Source organism: Mycobacterium sp. TH-M15 (assembly GCF_057473705.1).
Map to the genome: position 1 here is coordinate 1 of NZ_JBYCLB010000688.1, position 12,983 is coordinate 12,983.

Here is a 12,983-nt window from a genome sequence, read left to right on the forward strand (position 1 = left end):
AACCGGCCCGCCATCGCCCGCATCGCATCCGGATCGGTCATAAAACGTGAAGGCATATTCGCCCCTCCTCGAAAATCGGAAATCTGTTGTCGGGTGCCGGGTCGCCCCGGCGGAGACCGCTGCCCGGCTCCTTCCGTCAGCCGCCGGACGGCGAGCGGGGAACGATCTTCGGCGCCTTGGCGGCCACGCTGCCGATGCCGCGACCGGCCAGCGCACCCATCATCGCGTTGCCGAACGGACCGCCGGGCAGGCCGGGCGCCGACATGGTCTGCACCGGGGCGCTGACCGTGGTGTGCGGCACCACCGGCGCGGCGCGGACCATCCCGTCGGCCGCCGGCGACCAGCCCTGCGGCACCCGCAGCTGGCCCATCGAGGCGGCCTGGCCGAGCTTCGCCGAGATGCCGTTGGTGGCCGTGGTGAAGTGGTTGGCCAGCACGCCGACCGCGCCCTTGAGCTTGTCGTCGACGAAGTCGCCGATCTGGGTCATCAGCTGGGTGGGGCCGGAGGCGCCGGACTCCGCGCTGGCCAGCATCCCCATGCCGCTCGTCCCGCCGGCCCGCGCCAGGCTGCCGCCCATCCCCCCCATCATCAGCAGCCGCAGGCCGATGGTGCCGAACATCGCAAGGAAATAGAACGGATAGAACACGTAGAACAACCCCATCGTATCCTCCGATGGCATGGTCAGCAGCCACGCCGGGAGATCCAAAGTGGTCGGCGACACCGACGATAGATGCAGGAAACTCAGCACGCCCTCTTCTAATGTGTACAACTCGGAGCCGAAGGTCCCGCCTGGGTACGTTTTCGAAGTGATATCTGTTCCCGGCAGCGAAAACGACTTGGCCGCCAGCGACGGCGGGGTGGGCTTCTGGGCGGCGGCGGTGTTGGCCTGCGTCCCGTGGGAGTACGCCTCCATCGCCGTCGCGTCGGTGGTCCAGTACCCCATGTACTGCGCCTCGTTCGACGCGATCGCCGCCGCGTTCTGCCCCAGCCAGTTGGTGGCGATCAGCACCAGCAGCTCGGCGCGGTTGGCGGCGATGGCCGCGGGCGGGATCGATCCGCCGCGCGCCGTCTCGAACAGGCCCGCCTGGGTGGCCGCCTGCTGGCCCATCACCGCGGCCTGGCCGGCGGTGGCGTGCATCCACGCGACGAACGGGTTGACCGCCGCGGCCGTCGCCGCATACGACGGGCCGTGGTAGGAGCTGCCCAGCTGGGCGATCACGTTCATGGTGGCCTGCGCCGACTCGGTCAGGTCCTCGGCGAAATTCTGCCAGCCGGCCGCGGCGGAGGTCAGCGAACCGGAGCCCGCACCGGAGTAGATCAACGCCGAGTTGATCTCCGGCGGCAGCAGTGCAAAAAAACTCGGCGGCAACAGCCCCAGAAGACTCATCGAAGTCCCGGTCAGCCCGCGGCGGCGGCGTTGGCGGCCTCGGCCGCGGCGTAGGCGCCGGCGTTGCCGGCAAGCGTCTCCACGATCTGCTGATGGGCCACCGCCGCCTGCGCGCTGACCGCCTGGAACATCTCGGCGTGCGTCACGAAGTGCGCCGCCGCCAGCGCCGACACCAAATCCGACCCCGGTGGCACCACACCGGCGGTCGGTGCGGCCGCGGCGTTGGTCCCGGCCGTCATCGACGCGCCGACACCGGACAGGCTGCCCGCGGCAGCCGACATCATCTCCGGCTCGGCGTTCACGAACGTCATGCGTTTCCTCCCATACCCCGTACAGCTCTATACCCCGCAACCCCCGGTCGGCGACCGGGTGAGCGACGAGCACGTCGCCAATGCCACCCGCCACGGTACGGTCTCCAACATGCCGACCGGGTCGACGATCCGGTCGGCCGGGAATCCACAGGGACGTCCGAAAGGTAGCAGCGCAGACGTGAGCCAGTCCACACGGGCGGCGAACTATCAGGAATCGTTAGGGAACGGCTAACACGTGTCGAACGGCTGTGGCCGGTGTGGTGTGGCGGCGGCGTTCCCGGCGACGTTGACCAACCGGCGGTCACGGGTCGTCGCCGTGTGCGAAGCTGGTGTTCGCTGTGCAGGCCGCAACCCTTGGAGTGTGCGATGACCTTCAACGAAGGCATCCGGATCGACACCAGCCGCACGTCGTCCATCGGCGCCGGCGGGCGCGGCATGGCCATCGGCGGCGGGGTCGTCGGGCTGATCATCGTGGTGGCCGCGCTGCTGCTCGGCGCGGACCCCGGCGGGGTGATCAGCCAGATACCGGTCGACACCCGGGAGTATGCGGCACCCGGCTTCGACCTGGCGCAGTGCCGGACCGGTGCCGACGCCAACAAGTTCGTGCAGTGCCGGGTGGTGGCCACCGGAAACTCGGTGGACGGGGTCTGGACGGAGCTGCTGCGCGGCTACACCCGCCCGAAGGTGGAGCTGTTCAGCGGCATGACCGAGACCGGCTGCGGGCCGGCCAGCAGCGACGTCGGGCCGTTCTACTGCCCGAACGACCAGACCGCCTACTTCGACACCGACTTCTTCCAGGTGCTGGTCGACCGGTTCGGCTCCAGCGGCGGGCCGCTGGCCCAGGAGTACGTGGTGGCACACGAGTTCGGCCACCACGTGCAGAACCTGCTCGGCGTGCTCGGCCGTTCCCAGCAGGGCGCCCAGGGCGCCACCGGGGGCAGTGTCCGCACCGAACTGCAGGCCGACTGCTACGCCGGCGTGTGGGCGCACTACGCGCAGATCACCCGGCAGCAAAGCACCGGGGTGCCGTTCCTGGAGCCGTTGAGCGACGCCGACATCCACGACGCGCTGTCGGCCGCGTCCTCGGTGGGCGACGACCGCATCCAGCGGGCCGCCACCGGCCGGGTCAACCCGGAGTCGTGGACGCACGGCTCCTCCGCGCAGCGCCAGCACTGGTTCACCGTCGGCTACCAGCTCGGCGACCCGAACCAGTGCGACACCTTCACCGCGCCGGATCTCGGCTGACCCGCGTCCCGTCTGTCACTGGATTCACTTGCGCCACTGAGCGTTCTGCGTTCCGACCCGCCTTGATCGAGTGCACCGACTTGTCGGTGCCGACGAGTAGTATTTCGAACATGGGTTCGAGTACCGGTGAAGAGATCGCCGCGGCGTTCGACGCACTCGACGCCGCGGTGTCGCGGCTACTCGCGCTGTCGCTGGACGCCGCGAGCACCCGGGACCGCTTCGCCGCGCTGGCCCGCTGCGAGGCGGTGCGCCGGCGCCTGCCCGCATTCGAACACGAGCAGATCAACGCCATTCGCCGCCAGGCCACCCCGGACGAGGTCGACGGACCTCTGGTACACGCGCTGGCGGATCGGCTGCACATCACCCGCGGTGAATCCAGTCGGCGCATCCATGATGCCGAAGACCTCGGCAGTCGGCGGTCGCTCACCGGCGAGCCGCTCCCCGCCCTGCTCACCGGCACCGCGGCCGCGCAACGAGCCGGCCACATCAACACCGACCACGTGCGGGCGATCCGACGGTTCTGCCACGCGCTGCCCAACTGGGTCGACGCCGGCACCCGGGAGCGCGCCGAAGCCGACCTGGCCCGCCAGGCCACTCGTTTCCGGCCCGAACAGGTCGCCGGGCTCGCCGACAAGCTCAGCGACGCGATCAACCCGGACGGCAACTTCACCGACGCGGACCGCGCCCGTGCCCGCGGCCTGACGCTCGGCGCCCAGGACGCCAACGGCATGAGCACGCTGCGCGGCTGCCTGAACCCGGAACTGCGGGCCACCCTGGAAGCCGTGCTGGCCAAACTCGCCGCGCCGGGCATGGCCAACCCCGAGCGGCCGGACCCCGTCGTCGAGGGCAGCCCGACCCGAGACGCCATCGACGGCGACACCCGCAGTGCCGCACAGCGCAACCACGACGGACTCCTGGCCGGTCTGCGTGGCCTGCTGGCCTCCGGTGACCTCGGCCAGCACAACGGCCTGTCGGCCAGCATCATCGTCACGACCACGCTCACCGAACTGGAGGCCGCCGCCGGTATCGCCCGCACCGGCGGTGGGTCTCGGCTGCCGCTCAGCGACGTCATCCGATTGGCCGGCCACGCTCGGCATTACCTGGCGATTTTCGACAATGCCAAGCCGCTGGCGCTTTATCACACCAAGCGACTCGCCTCCCCCGGGCAACGAATCGTCCTCTACGCACAAGACCGCGGCTGCAGCCACCCCGGCTGCGACGTGCCCGGCTACCTCTGCGAGGTCCACCACATCACCGACTACGCCGAAACCGGCGACACCGGCATGGACAACCTCACCTTCGCCTGCGGCCCCCACCACCGGTTGCTCACCCCCGGCGGTTGGCGGACCCGAGGTCGCAGCCGCGACGGCCGCGCGCGGTGGCTACCGCCGGCGCATCTCGACCACGGCCAACCGCGGGTCAACGTGTTTCACCACCCCGAGAAACTTCTGCACGAATGTGCCAGAGTCGAGGATGATGACGATGGACCGTAGCTGCCGAAGCGGCCACCCGAGATCACGAGGAACGATGACCCCGTTAACCCGCACCGTGCCGGTGCTGTTCGCCGCGGCGGGCGCCACGACACTCTGCGCCACGACACTCTGCGCCACGACATTCTGCCTGACCGCCACCGCCCACGCGGACCCGCAACCGCTCAACGGCATCTACACCGCGACGGCGAACGGCCAGGTCGGGACGTGGTCCATCCGGTCGTCCTGCGCCACCGAGGGGTGCGTCGCCAACGTCAACAGCTCCAGCGGCTGGAACGGCGTGGCGAAACTGACCGGCGGAAGCTGGCACATGACCGTGCACAACCCGCACGGATTCACCTGCACGTACCAGGGCGAACCAGACGGCAGGACGCTCCCGGCCACGACGGTGTACACCATCGACGCCAGCACGCTCGCCGGCACGGTCGGCTACCAGGACGACGGCGAGTGCAAAACCGAGCGCGGCTGGCGCGAGGAGGCGATCACCTTGACCCGGGCCGGCGATTAGGCCAGCGACAGCAGCCTGGCCAACTCGGCCCGGCCCGGCTCCTCGAGCGGCAGCAGCGGCGGCCGCGGCGCCCCCGCCGGCACCCCGAGCAACTCGAGCCCGGCCTTGACGGTGGTGGCCAGCCCGCCGGCGACGACGAACTCCAGCAGCGGCTTGAGGTCGTCGTAGCGCTGCCGCGCCGTGTCCTGGTCGCCGGTCTGCACCGCCTGGTAGATGTCCAGGCACGGCTGCGCCCGCAGGTTGGGCACACAGCTGCACCAGCCGGCCGCGCCGACCCGCAGCGCGTCCAGCACCAGCGGATTGCTGCCGTTGTAGAACGGCAGCCGCCCGTCGCTGAGCGTGGCGATGGCCAGCATCCGGCTCAGGTCGCCGGTGGACTCCTTGACCATGGTGACGTTCTCGATGGTCTCGAACATCCGCACCAGCAGCTCCGGCGGCATGTCGATCCCGCTGGTGGCCGGGTTGTTGTAGGCCATGATCGGGATGCCGATCGCGTCGGAGACCCGGGTGTAGTGGGTGATGATCTCCCGCTCGGTGAGCTTCCAGTAGGACACCGGCAGCACCATCACCGCGTCGGCCCCGGCGTCGGCGGCCCGACGGGCCCGCCGCACGGTGGTCGCGGTGGTCAGGTCGGAGACCCCGACGATCACCGGAACCCGCCGATCCACCGCGGCGACCGAGACGTCGACGACGGTGTCGAACTCGTCCTCGTCGAGGTAGGCCAGCTCGCCGGTGCTGCCCAGCGGCGCGATCGCGTGCACCCCGGAGACCACCAGCCGGTCGACCAATGCGGTCAGCGCAGCGGTGTCGACGGTGTCGTCGGCGGTGAACGGTGTCACCGAGTAGCCGATGATGCCGCGAAAGTCAGTCACCTGTTGTCTCCTGCCGGGTGATCGCGTCGGGGTGGGCGGCCAGCGCGCGACGGGCGTAGTAGGCGAAGTTCGCCCGGCTGCGGTCGGGCAGCAGCGTCCAGTCGTGGGCCTGCCGGGCCAGCTGCTCCGGCAGCGGCTTGACGGTGCCGGCGGCCATCGCGGCCAGCTGCAGCTTGGCGGCGCGCTCGATCAGCACCGCCAGCGAGCAGGCCTCCTCCACGCTGGCGCCGGCCACGATCTGGCCGTGGTGGGCCAGCAGGATCGCCTTCTTGTCGCCGAGCGCCGCGGAGATGATCTCGCCTTCCTCGTTGCCGACCGGAATCCCCGGCCAGCTGGGCAGGAACGCGCAGTCGTCGTAGAGCGGCGTGGTGTCCATGTGTGACACCACCAGCGGCGTCTCCAGCATGGACAGCGCCGCGACGTGGAACGGGTGGGTGTGCACGATGCAGGCGACGTCCGGCCGCGCCCGGTAGATCCAGCTGTGGAAGCGGTTGGCCGGGTTGGCCATCCCGACACCGGAGAGCACGTTGAGGTCCTCGTCGACGACCAGCAGGTTGTCCTCGGTGATCTCGTCGAAACCCAGGCCGAGCCGCTGGGTGTAGTAGCTGCCGGGCCGCTCGGCGCGGGCGGTGATCTGGCCGGTCAGGCCCGAGTCGTGGCCGCGGTCGGCCAGCGCCCGACAGGTCAGCGCCAGCTTCTGCCGGGTGCTCCACGACGACACGGCGACGTTCTCGGCCAGCCGCTGCTCGGCACGCTGAATCAGGTCGGACTTGGAATCGGTGAAGGTGGTGGCCATGGCGGACTCCCCAGGGTGGATATCGACGATGCAGCTATGAAACGATGCTATCGGCTAGGACACTCTGTGTCATCATGGTGCCATGACGGCTTTGCTGCGCGCCGTCCGCAGGCAGCGCGGGCTCACCCTGGAGAAGCTCGCCGAGCGGACCGGGCTGACCAAGAGCTACCTGTCGAAGATCGAACGACGCCGCAGCACGCCCTCGATCGCGGTGGCGATCCGAGTCGCCCGGGCGCTGGACGTCGATGTCGCCCAGTTGTTCTCCGAGCGAAGCGACGCCGAGAAGATCGTCGTCGACCGGGCCGTCGACCGGGCCGGCAACGGCCAGCGCTACCGCGCGCTCGCCGCCGACCTGCTGGGTAAGTCCATGTCCCCGTTCGTCGTCCGGCCCGCCAGAACCGCGGCGCGGGACCCGCACCCGGTGCACACCGGCCAGGAGCTGGTCTTCGTGCACGCCGGCGAGATCGAGCTGACCTACGGCGACCGGAGCGTCCTGCTCGGCACCGGGGACAGTGCCTACTTCGACGCGTCGGTGCCCCACCGGTTCCGAACCGTCGGCAGCGCGCCCACCGAGGTGGTCGTGGTCGCCGCCGGCGAACCGGGTGGCCCGCGGTGACGTCCGAGCTGCTGTTCTCCTACGGCACCCTGCAGCAGCGGGGCGTGCAGCTGAGCACGTTCGGCCGCCAACTGGCCGGCCGGCCGGACGCCGTCGCCGGGTTCGACCTGCACTACGTGACCATCACCGACCCGCAGGTGATCGCGGCCAGCGGCAGCAACCGCCACCCGATCCTCAAACCGTCCGACCGTCCCGACGCCGCCGTGCCGGGCATCGTCTTCGCCGTCAGCACCGCCGAACTGGCCGCCGCCGACGACTACGAGGTGGAAGCCTACCGGCGGATCTCGGTGCCGCTGCGGTCCGGGGCGTCGGCCTGGGTGTACGCCTTCGCCGGCTGAGCCGACTCGGGCTGTCGGGTCCGCGCCTACCAGGGCCGGGTCGCGCAGGTCACCCCGCTGCCGCCCTGCTGGGAGGCCACCACCTGGCCGTCGACGCTGATCTCGCAGTGGAACTCGGGGTTGATCCGCAGCCCGCCGCTGGCGGTGATCAGCGCCCATTGACCCGGGTCGGCCAGGGTGACGGTGTAGGACAGCGGCTCGCCGCCGGTGATCGGGACGTGCAGCTGCGTCAGGTACTGCGACGCGTTGGCGTTGTAGGCCTTCATGTCCGGCGGGTCGGTCTGGATGTACTGGATGTTGGCCACCAGGTCGCTGGTCGTGGTCACGGTGTAGACGACCTGGTGGGCTTGCGGCTCGGCGGTCGACGTCGCCTGGCCGACGGCGACTGCGGTGGTCGCCAGGATCAGGGCCGCACCGACCCGGGTGGTCATTCTTCGCATGCTGGACATGCCCGGCACGCTACCGGACCCGGGTGCGCACCTCGGCGACAACCTGATCGAACGCGACGTCGGCCTGCGCCCCGGTGGCCAGATCCTTCACCCCCACCGTGCCCGCCTCGATGTCGCGGTCGCCGGCGACGAGGGCGACCCGGGCGCCGGACCGGTCGGCGGCCCGCATCGCGCCCTTGAGACCGCGGTCGCCGTAGGCCAGGTCCACCCGCACGCCCGCCGCGCGCAGCGCGCCGGCCAGCACCGCCAGCCGCAGTTTGGCCGGCTCGCTCAGCGCCACCCCGAACACCTGGCAGCGGGCCGCGGCCGGCGCCGCCTTGCCCTCGGCGGCCAGCGCCAGCAGGGTGCGGTCCACGCCGAGCCCGAACCCGATGCCGGACAGGTCGGCTCCGCCCAGCTCGCGCATCAGCCCGTCGTAGCGGCCGCCGCCGCCGATCCCGGACTGCGCGCCCAGGCCGTCGTGCACGAACTCGAAGGTGGTCTTGGTGTAGTAGTCCAACCCGCGCACCATCCGCGGGTTGATCACATACGGCACCCGCAGCGCGTCCAGGTAGGCCAGCACGGTCTGGAAATGCCGCTCGGCGGACTCGGAGAGATGGTCGATCAGCACCGGCGCGCCGGCGGTCAGCTCCCGCATCTCGGGGCGCTTGTCGTCGAGCACCCGCAGCGGGTTGAGCCGTGCGCGGCGGCGGGTCTCCTCGTCCAGATCGAGCCCGAACAGGAACTCCTGCAACAACTCCCGGTAGCCGGGCCGGCAGCTGTCGTCGCCCAGCGAGGTGATCTCCAGCCGGAAACCGGTCAGCCCCAGCGCCCGGAAGCCGGCGTCGGCGACGGCGATCACCTCGGCGTCCAGCGCCGGGTCGTCGACCCCGATCGCCTCCACCCCGACCTGCTGCAGCTGCCGGTACCGGCCGGCCTGGGGGCGCTCGTAGCGGAAGAACGGCCCGGCGTAGCACAGCTTCACCGGCAGCGGGCCGCGGTCCAGCCCGTGTTCGATCACCGCGCGGACCACCCCGGCGGTGCCCTCCGGGCGCAGCGTCACCGAGCGGTCGCCGCGGTCGGCGAAGGTGTACATCTCCTTGGCGACCACGTCGGTGGACTCCCCCACCCCGCGGGCGAAGAGCGTGGTGTCCTCGAAGATCGGCAGCTCGATATCGCCGTAGCCGGCCCGGCGCGCGGCCTCCAGCAGGCCGTCCCGGACCGCGACGAACCGCGCCGAGTCCGGCGGCAGGTAGTCGGGCACGCCCTTCGGCCCGGTGAACGCGCGCGGGGTCGGCGGCTTAGGTCCTCGGGGAGGGCTCATCGGCTCAGGCCCTCCAGGAACGGGTTGTGGCGCCGCTCGGCGCCGATGGTCGTCCGCGGGCCGTGGCCGGGCAGCACGACGGCGGCGTCGTCGAGCACCAGCAGCTTGTCGACGATCGAGCCCATCAGGTCACGCCCGCTGCCGCCGGGCAGGTCGGTGCGGCCGACCGAGTTCTGGAACAGGGTGTCGCCGCTGAACACCACCTCCACGGCTCCGTCGGAGAAATCACCCTGGACCCGCAGGATCACCGAGCCGCGGGTGTGCCCGGGGGTGTGGTCGACGGTGACGGTGGTGTCGCCGAGGCCGATCTTGTCGCCGTCGCGGTCCAGCTCGACCAGCTGCCGCGGCTCCCGGAACATCACCTTGGACAGCGCGCCGAACAGCGCGTGGCCGGGCAGCGTGGCCAGCGACCGGATCGGGTCGGTCAGCATGAACCGGTCCGCCGGGTGGATGTAGGTGGGGCAGCCGTAGGTGTCGGAGACCTTCTGCGCCGACCAGATGTGGTCGATGTGCCCGTGGGTGAGCAGCACGGCGGCCGGGGTCAGCCGGTTCTCGTCGAGAATCCGCCGCAGCGGGCCGGCGGCCCGCTGTCCGGGGTCGACGATGATCGCGTCGGCGCCGGGGCGCTGCGCCAGCACGTAGCAGTTGCACTGCAGCATCCCGGCGGGAAATCCGGTGACCAACACGGTGCCCAGTTTCTCATCCCGGCGCCCGCCGGCCGGACACCACCGGGCCGCGGCATCGGCGGTCACCGTCGGCTGGCAGACTCAACCCGGACTCACCACCTAACCACGGAGGTCATTCGGCCGTGCCGACCAACCGAGAACGACGCGAAACAGCCAAGCGCAGACTGGAGCAACAGCTCAAGCGCCGCGAGGAGCGGGCTCGACGGCGGCGGCTGATGAGCATCGCGGCCGCGGTCGGGGCGACGGTGCTGGTGATCGCGGGCGGAACCACCGCGGTGCTGATGAAGAAGCGCGGCTCGCACCAGGAGGCCGCCGCCGAAAGCGCCCCCGGGGAGCTGCCGGTGTTCAAGGCGCCGGAGAACCTCGGCGCCGACTGCCAGTACCCGGCATCGGGCAAGGCGGCCAAGGACGTCAAACCGCCCCGGACCGGCGCGGTGCCCACCGACCCGGCCGAGATCAGCGTCAGCATGATGACCGACCAGGGCCCGATCGGGCTGATGCTGGAGAACGGGCAGTCGCCGTGCACGGTCAACAGCTTCGTCAGCCTGGCCAGCCAGGACTACTTCAACGACACCTCGTGCCACCGGCTCACCACCGAGCCGGAGCTCAGTGTGCTGCAGTGCGGTGACCCGACCAGCAAGGGCACCGGTGGGCCGGGCTACCGGTTCACCAACGAGTACCCGACCAACCAGTACCCCCCGGGCGACCCCGCGCTGACGGTACCGGTGACCTATCCCCGCGGCACCCTGGCGATGGCCAACAGCGGGCCGGGGACCAACGGCAGCCAGTTCTTCCTGGTGTACCAGGACTCGAAGCTGCCGCCGCAGTACACGATCTTCGGCCGGATCCAGGACGACGGGCTGGAGACCCTGGACAAGATCGCCGCCGCCGGCGTCGCCGCCGACAGCACCAACCCCAACGACGGCCCGCCGGCCACCAAGGTGGTCATCCAGTCGGTGCGGACGGACTGAGGCCGCGATGAGCCACTCCGCGTCCCCGGCGACCCGACGGTCGGCGATCGTCGGTGCGACGCTGGGCTGCCTGCTCGGCGTGCTGACGACGATCGCGGCGTGCAGCCGTGAACACGAGGCACCACGGTCCGGTTCGGCGCCGGAGTCCAGTTCGACGGAGCCGACCAGCGCACCGGCCGCGTCCGGGGTCGACTGCCGGTACGTGCCCACGCCCGGTCCGTCGGAGCAGCCGGTGAACCCACCGCAGTCGGGCCCGCTGGCCGCCGGCCCGGAGCAGGTCGTCGTCCAGCTGCGAACCGACCGGGGCGACATCGGCCTGACCCTGGACAGCCGCCGGTCGCCGTGCACGGTGAACAGCTTCGTCAACCTGACCCGGCAGCACTTCTTCGACGACACCCGCTGCCACCGGCTGACCACCGCGGTGACCCTGAGCGTGCTGCAGTGCGGCGACCCGCGCGGCGACGGCACCGGCGGGCCCGGCTACCAGTTCGCCAACGAATACCCGACCGACCAGTACCCGCCGAACGACCCCGCGCTCAACCGGCCGATCAGCTACCCGCGCGGCACCCTGGCAATGGCCAACGCCGGGCCGGGAACCAACGGCAGCCAGTTCTTCCTGGTGTACGCCGACTCGCAGCTGCCGCCGCAGTACACGATCTTCGGCACCATCGACGACACCGGGCTGACCACGCTGGACACCATCGCCGCGGCGGGGGTGGCCGACGGTGGGCAGGACGGGCCGCCGACCACCCCGGTCACCATCACCTCGGCGCAGCTGGGCTGAGTTCGGGCCGCCTCGGGCCGCCTCAGGCCGCAGACGTCACCCGGTAGACGTCGTAGACGCCCTCGACGTTGCGGACCACGTTGAGCAGGTGCCCCAGGTGCTTCGGGTCGCCCATCTCGAAGGTGAACCGGCTCACCGCCACCCGGTCCCCCGAGGACGTGGTCACCGACGCCGACAAGATGTTCACCTTCTCGTCGGCCAGCACCTTGGTCACGTCGGAGAGCAACCGGTGCCTGTCCAGCGCCTCCACCTGGATCGCCACCAGGAACACCGACGACGATGACGGCGCCCATTTCACCTCGATGATGCGTTCGGCCTGCTGGCGCAGCGACTCGGCGTTGGTGCAGTCGGTGCGGTGCACGCTGACCCCGCCGCCGCGGGTGACGAAGCCCATGATCTGGTCGCCGGGCACCGGGGTGCAGCACTTGGCCAGCTTGGTCAGCGTCCCGGGCGCGCCGGGCACCGCGACCCCGACGTCGTCGGTGCGGCGGCGGCGGCCGCGCAGGGTCAGCGGGGTGGACCGCTCGGCCAGGTCGTCCTCGGCCTGGTCCACCCCGCCCAAAAGATCCACCAGCCGCTGCACCACGTGGTGCGCCGACACGTGGCTCTCGCCGACCGCGGTGTAGAGCGCCGAGACGTCGGCGTAGTGCAGCTCCCGGGCCAGCGCGGCCATCGACTCGCCGTTCACCAGCCGCTGCAGCGGCAGGCCCACCCGACGCACCTCGCGGGCGATGGCGTCCTTGCCGGACTCCAGCGCCTCCTCACGACGCTCCTTGGCGAACCACTGCCGGATCTTGGTCTTGGCCCGCGGCGACCCCACGAACTGCTGCCAGTCCCGCGACGGCCCGGCGTTCTGCGCCTTGGAGGTGAAGACCTCCACCACTTCCCCGTTCTCCAGCTGGCGCTCCAGCGCCACCAGCCGACCGTTCACCCGGGCGCCGATGCACCGATGGCCAACCTCGGTGTGCACCGCGTAGGCGAAGTCCACCGGGGTGGATCCGGCCGGCAGGGTGATCACATCCCCCTTGGGGGTGAAGACGAAGATCTCCTTGACCGCCAGGTCGTAGCGGAGCGACTCGAGGAACTCGCCGGGGTCGGCGGCCTCCCGCTGCCAGTCCAGCAGCTGGCGCATCCAGGCCATGTCGTCGATCTCGGTGGCGGCATGCGGATGCGGAACGCCGTTGCGGCCCTTGGCCTCCTTGTAGCGCCAGTGCGCCGCGATGCCGT

15 protein-coding genes are annotated in these 12,983 nt (G+C 70.8%); 7 read left to right on the forward strand and 8 right to left on the reverse strand.

Going from position 1 to position 12,983, the window contains the following annotated elements:
- Positions 1-136: 136 nt before the first annotated feature.
- Together AC2VNT_RS16835 and AC2VNT_RS16840 are read right to left on the reverse strand one after the other, a co-directional pair.
- Entirely contained in the window at positions 137-1,387 is a 1,251-nt protein-coding gene (locus tag AC2VNT_RS16835) for a PPE family protein (protein WP_486947940.1), read from the reverse strand.
- Between the two features lie 11 nt (positions 1,388-1,398).
- Positions 1,399-1,698 (reverse strand): PE family protein, encoded by a 300-nt coding sequence (locus tag AC2VNT_RS16840; RefSeq protein WP_486947941.1) that lies wholly within the window; start codon positions 1,696-1,698, stop codon positions 1,399-1,401.
- Positions 1,699-2,064: 366 nt separating this feature from the next.
- Here AC2VNT_RS16840 and ypfJ point away from each other — a divergent pair, with 366 nt between their 5' ends.
- The 3 genes from ypfJ (at position 2,065) to AC2VNT_RS16855 (ending at position 4,941) form a co-directional block, all read left to right on the forward strand.
- Entirely contained in the window at positions 2,065-2,943 is an 879-nt protein-coding gene (gene ypfJ, locus AC2VNT_RS16845; protein ID WP_486947942.1) for a KPN_02809 family neutral zinc metallopeptidase, read from the forward strand.
- Between the two features lie 110 nt (positions 2,944-3,053).
- Positions 3,054-4,436, forward strand: a complete 1,383-nt coding sequence (locus AC2VNT_RS16850; RefSeq protein ID WP_486947943.1) for an HNH endonuclease signature motif containing protein — start codon at positions 3,054-3,056, stop codon at positions 4,434-4,436.
- A gap of 34 nt (positions 4,437-4,470) precedes the next feature.
- Positions 4,471-4,941 carry a hypothetical protein gene (locus AC2VNT_RS16855; RefSeq protein ID WP_486947944.1) on the forward strand — a complete coding sequence of 157 codons (471 nt, stop codon included), beginning with the start codon at positions 4,471-4,473 and terminating at the stop codon, positions 4,939-4,941.
- Here AC2VNT_RS16855 and AC2VNT_RS16860 read toward each other — a convergent pair.
- Positions 4,938-5,813: a dihydrodipicolinate synthase family protein gene (locus AC2VNT_RS16860; RefSeq protein WP_486947945.1), complete on the reverse strand. Its 876-nt coding sequence runs from the start codon at positions 5,811-5,813 to the stop codon at positions 4,938-4,940. The two genes, AC2VNT_RS16855 and AC2VNT_RS16860, sit on opposite strands and share 4 nt — an antisense overlap.
- On the reverse strand, positions 5,806-6,609 hold the full coding sequence (locus AC2VNT_RS16865; RefSeq protein ID WP_486947946.1) for an aldolase: 804 nt from the start codon (positions 6,607-6,609) through the stop codon (positions 5,806-5,808). The genes AC2VNT_RS16860 and AC2VNT_RS16865 overlap by 8 nt, the downstream gene beginning before the upstream one ends.
- Before the next feature lie 82 nt (positions 6,610-6,691).
- Here AC2VNT_RS16865 and AC2VNT_RS16870 point away from each other — a divergent pair, with 82 nt between their 5' ends.
- The gene (locus AC2VNT_RS16870) at positions 6,692-7,225 is read left to right on the forward strand and encodes a helix-turn-helix domain-containing protein (protein ID WP_486947947.1); all 534 of its coding nucleotides are present in this window, start codon (positions 6,692-6,694) and stop codon (positions 7,223-7,225) included.
- Entirely contained in the window at positions 7,222-7,563 is a 342-nt protein-coding gene (locus AC2VNT_RS16875; RefSeq protein ID WP_486947948.1) for a gamma-glutamylcyclotransferase family protein, read from the forward strand. Before AC2VNT_RS16870 ends, AC2VNT_RS16875 begins: the two co-directional genes overlap by 4 nt.
- Positions 7,564-7,589: 26 nt before the next feature.
- On the opposite strand, the gene AC2VNT_RS16880 is transcribed toward AC2VNT_RS16875, so the two are convergent.
- The 3 genes from AC2VNT_RS16880 to AC2VNT_RS16890 are packed head-to-tail and all read right to left on the reverse strand — an operon-like array spanning position 7,590 to position 10,001.
- Positions 7,590-8,003 (reverse strand): hypothetical protein, encoded by a 414-nt coding sequence (locus tag AC2VNT_RS16880; RefSeq protein ID WP_486947953.1) that lies wholly within the window; start codon positions 8,001-8,003, stop codon positions 7,590-7,592.
- Between the two features lie 19 nt (positions 8,004-8,022).
- The gene (gene hisS / locus AC2VNT_RS16885; protein ID WP_486947949.1) at positions 8,023-9,315 is read right to left on the reverse strand and encodes a histidine--tRNA ligase; all 1,293 of its coding nucleotides are present in this window, start codon (positions 9,313-9,315) and stop codon (positions 8,023-8,025) included.
- A complete protein-coding gene (locus AC2VNT_RS16890) occupies positions 9,312-10,001 on the reverse strand; it encodes an MBL fold metallo-hydrolase (RefSeq protein ID WP_486947954.1) in 690 nt (229 codons plus the stop codon). The genes hisS and AC2VNT_RS16890 overlap by 4 nt, the downstream gene beginning before the upstream one ends.
- Before the next feature lie 122 nt (positions 10,002-10,123).
- Here AC2VNT_RS16890 and AC2VNT_RS16895 point away from each other — a divergent pair, with 122 nt between their 5' ends.
- Complete coding sequence (locus AC2VNT_RS16895) at positions 10,124-10,972, forward strand: peptidylprolyl isomerase (RefSeq protein WP_486947950.1); 849 nt, start codon at positions 10,124-10,126, stop codon at positions 10,970-10,972.
- A 7-nt stretch (positions 10,973-10,979) separates the two neighbouring features.
- Positions 10,980-11,756, forward strand: a complete 777-nt coding sequence (locus AC2VNT_RS16900) for a peptidylprolyl isomerase (protein WP_486947951.1) — start codon at positions 10,980-10,982, stop codon at positions 11,754-11,756.
- Between the two features lie 22 nt (positions 11,757-11,778).
- On the opposite strand, the gene AC2VNT_RS16905 is transcribed toward AC2VNT_RS16900, so the two are convergent.
- The coding region (locus AC2VNT_RS16905) for a RelA/SpoT family protein (protein WP_486947952.1) at positions 11,779-12,983 on the reverse strand (1,205 nt) is incomplete at its 5' end.

Bases quoted from the DNA above. Each gene is read 5' to 3' on its own strand.
- AC2VNT_RS16840 (WP_486947941.1), bottom strand. From the start codon at position 1,698: ATGACGTTCGTGAACGCCGAGCCGGAGATGATGTCGGCTGCCGCGGGC.
- AC2VNT_RS16855 (WP_486947944.1), top strand. From the start codon at position 4,471: ATGACCCCGTTAACCCGCACCGTGCCGGTGCTGTTCGCCGCGGCGGGC.
- ypfJ (WP_486947942.1), top strand. From the start codon at position 2,065: ATGACCTTCAACGAAGGCATCCGGATCGACACCAGCCGCACGTCGTCC.
- hisS (WP_486947949.1), bottom strand. From the start codon at position 9,315: ATGAGCCCTCCCCGAGGACCTAAGCCGCCGACCCCGCGCGCGTTCACC.
- AC2VNT_RS16835 (WP_486947940.1), bottom strand. From the start codon at position 1,387: ATGAGTCTTCTGGGGCTGTTGCCGCCGAGTTTTTTTGCACTGCTGCCG.
- AC2VNT_RS16870 (WP_486947947.1), top strand. From the start codon at position 6,692: ATGACGGCTTTGCTGCGCGCCGTCCGCAGGCAGCGCGGGCTCACCCTG.
- AC2VNT_RS16900 (WP_486947951.1), top strand. From the start codon at position 10,980: ATGAGCCACTCCGCGTCCCCGGCGACCCGACGGTCGGCGATCGTCGGT.
- AC2VNT_RS16865 (WP_486947946.1), bottom strand. From the start codon at position 6,609: ATGGCCACCACCTTCACCGATTCCAAGTCCGACCTGATTCAGCGTGCC.
- AC2VNT_RS16880 (WP_486947953.1), bottom strand. From the start codon at position 8,003: ATGCGAAGAATGACCACCCGGGTCGGTGCGGCCCTGATCCTGGCGACC.
- AC2VNT_RS16850 (WP_486947943.1), top strand. From the start codon at position 3,054: ATGGGTTCGAGTACCGGTGAAGAGATCGCCGCGGCGTTCGACGCACTC.